Source organism: Mucilaginibacter sp. P4_G9, from assembly GCF_056400985.1.
The window spans coordinates 1-3,382 of sequence record NZ_JBFUKF010000495.1; the positions used below are offsets into that span (position 1 = coordinate 1).

Sequence of the window (3,382 nt, forward strand, 5' to 3'; positions counted from 1 at the left end):
AAGATATTCACTTCGATCAGCGGTATATCAATAACATCATCACGCCAACATCAAAAGATACTTATTACGCGCTCATTGGCGTGGCTTTACTTATCATCATTACAGCTTGTATCAATTTTGTTAACCTGGCTACGGCGCAGGCCATCAGGAGGGCTAAAGAAGTTGGTGTGCGTAAAGTATTGGGTGCAACCCGGTCACAATTGGTTAGGCAATTCATGGGCGAAACTACGGTGCTGGTGCTGATTTCAGTGATATCAGGGGTTTGTTTATCCGCGTTATTCTTGTCAGAAGCCGGTAAATGGATGTCGATCAGCATAGATTCCTCGCAGTTATTGCAACCCGTAGTAATGGGCTGGATAGCCGCTATTACCCTGGTGGTTATTTTGCTTGCCGGTTTATATCCATCGTTTGTACAATCAGCCTTTCAGCCGGTTGAATCTTTGAAAAATACGGCGGGCATGTCGTCTGGTGGCTTAACGTTACGTAAAGGTTTGGTAATAGCCCAGTTTGCTATTTCGCAGATATTGATAGTAGGCACCCTGATAGTTGCCCACCAGATGGATTTCTTTAAAAACCAGGACCTCGGTTTTAATAAAGAGGCAGTGATTTCTGTCGACTTGCCCAATAAGGAAAAACGTGAGGTGTTTAAGCAGCAACTGGCAACCTATCCGGGGATAAAGGACCTGAGCTTTTCAAACGGCGGACCGGTTTATAATAACAACTTCACCAGCTTTCAGTCGCCCGAACTTGGGCTAACCAAGGATGATGTTACCGAGGTGAAATACATTGATGAAAAGTACATAGATATGTTTCAGCTGCACATGCTGGCCGGGAAAAAGATCTGGAAAAAGAATGATAAAGATACCCTGCACAGCGTAGTGATCAACGAAACCCTGATGCACAAACTGGGCATCCAGGACCCACAGCTGGCCTTGAATAAACAGGTAAAACTTAACGGCGACCAGCAATCAACTATTGTGGGCGTGGTACAGGATTTTCAAAGCGAATCAAAACATAAAAAACGCAGGGCCTGCGTGCTGGAATACAATCCGCGGGGTTTCTTTATGGCCAGCATCAGGATTCAGCCTGCTGCCATGAATAAAACCATTGCTTATATTGGCAAACAATGGTCGAAAATTTACCCGGATAATGTTTTTGAGTATGAGTTTATTGATGAGCATATTGCCAATTTTTACAGGCAGGAGCAAAAAGTTTATAGCGCTTTCCAGTTATTCTCATACATAGCCATACTCATAGGTTGTTTAGGCTTATACGGATTGATTGCTTTCGCAGCCAATCAACGTACTAAAGAGGTAGGCATCCGCAAGGTTTTGGGCGCGCCTGTATATAGCATTGTAGCCCTGTTTGGTAAAGAATTTATTCTCCTGATAGGGATAGCATTTTTAGTAGCCGCTCCGCTGGGTTACTATGTAATGCACAACTGGCTGCAAAATTTTGCTTATCATATTAACATAGGGCCGGGAATATTCATCATAGCCATAGCATCATCATTTATAATTGCCGCTATTACTATTGCATACCAGGCTATTAAAGCCGCCTTGGTTAATCCGGTGAAGAGTTTGAGGAGCGAGTAGATGTTTATTGGTTCACTGGTTCATTGGTGGATGGGCGTAGAACTTGCAACGTGAATTTGCAACGGGTAAGGCCATCATTTAATATGGCCAATAACCCAATGAACCAACAGACAAGACCAATGAACTAATGAACCAGTGAACCAATGAACTAATAAAATAAACTAATACCATGATAAAAAACTACATCAAAATAGCTTTCCGGAACCTTTGGCGTTACAAGGGGTTTTCGGTGATCAATATTATAGGTTTGGCCGTGGGGATGACGGCCGGGTTCCTGATTTATATGTATGTAAAGTTTGAGCTGAGCTACGATCATTTTAATGCGAATTATGATAACATTTACCGGGTAGCCTCAGACATTAAAACACCTACCGAAACGCTGCACTGGCCGTCAACCACCGCCCCTGTTGGCCCGGCCATACAGGGTGATTATCCCGAGGTTGAGGCTTATACCCGCTTGTTTGGCGCGGGTTACCTGGTGCAGTACCAGGATGCCAAATTCCAGGAAAATAATGTTCAGTTTGCCGAGCCTTCACTTTTTAAGGTGTTCTCGTTCCAATTGGTAAAAGGGGATAAGAATAAAGCCCTTGAAGCGCCTTACAGCGTGGTAATGAGTGAAACCATGGCCAAAAAATACTTCGGCAGCGCCGATCCGATAGGTAAGTCATTATTACTTGACGGTAAATATCCTGCCGCTGTTACCGGCGTTATGCAGGATGTGCCTCATAATTCGCACATTAAATTTGATATGCTGGTATCGGTATCCACCCTCGCAAAATTGTATAAAGGGTATTTAACCCAATGGGGCAATTATAATAACTTTACCTACCTGTTGCTCAAAAAAGGATATGATCCGGCCAAATTGCAGGCACGCTTACCGGCATTCACCAAAAAGCATATCAGCGAGGCCGACCGTAAAAGCGGGATGGATTACGCCTATTATCTTGAACCACTTAAAGATGTATACATGGTTTCAAAAAGGGGAGGCGGAACCGAAAATGGCAGCGTTACCAATGTTTACATCTTTTCGGTAATCGCGGCGTTTATTTTGCTGATTGCCTGTATCAATTTTATTAACCTTACTACCGCCCGTGCCACCGAAAGGGCCAAAGAGGTGGGCATCCGCAAGGTGATAGGCGCAGTGCGCAAACAATTAACTATCCAGTTTTTAAGCGAATCGGTTATTATTTGTTTAATCTCTTTTGTGTTTTCGGCCTTGTTCAGTTACCTGTTGCTGCCTTTGTTTAACCAATTATCGGGCAAAGTGGTTAGCGAAAGTATCTTTAACAGTGGCTACCTGTTACAACTTTTTGTTATTGCCAGTGCAATTGGCCTTGTTGCCGGCATTTACCCGGCTTTGGTGCTGTCGGGATTTAAACCTGTCACTATTTTAAAGGGCAGGTTCAGCACTACCAGTAAGGGTATCATTTTGCGCAAAGGTTTGGTAATTACACAATTCACCATCTCTATTGTGCTTATTATTGGTACGCTTATAGTTTACAACCAGCTCAGTTTTATGCGCAGCCAGAACCTCGGCTTTAAAAAAGAACAGATGCTCACCATTGATTTTGCAGGCGACAGCGCTGTTCAGGCCCGTTTCCAGCTGATAAAAAATGAACTGGCAAAAATCCCCAACGTATCGGCTGTTACGGCATCGGGCAGTATCCCCGGTTTTGGCAACAGTGTTGCCTATTCAAAAATAGAGACCAAAACCGGCGCCATGCAGGAAATGAATATGAACATGTACGATGTGGACTATGATTTTATCCACCAGTTTGAAATGAAGG

Annotated in this window: 2 protein-coding genes; both read left to right on the forward strand. The window is 43.7% G+C overall.

Annotated features, from left to right (window positions below; translation table 11 throughout):
* On the forward strand, positions 1–1,595 hold a 1,595-nt coding region (locus tag AC1DPZ_RS24345), incomplete at its 5' end, for an FtsX-like permease family protein (RefSeq protein WP_477408345.1).
* 169 nt (positions 1,596–1,764) lie between these two features.
* Positions 1,765–3,382 (forward strand): ABC transporter permease (locus AC1DPZ_RS24350; protein ID WP_477408346.1); only part of this gene is annotated, 1,618 nt, incomplete at its 3' end.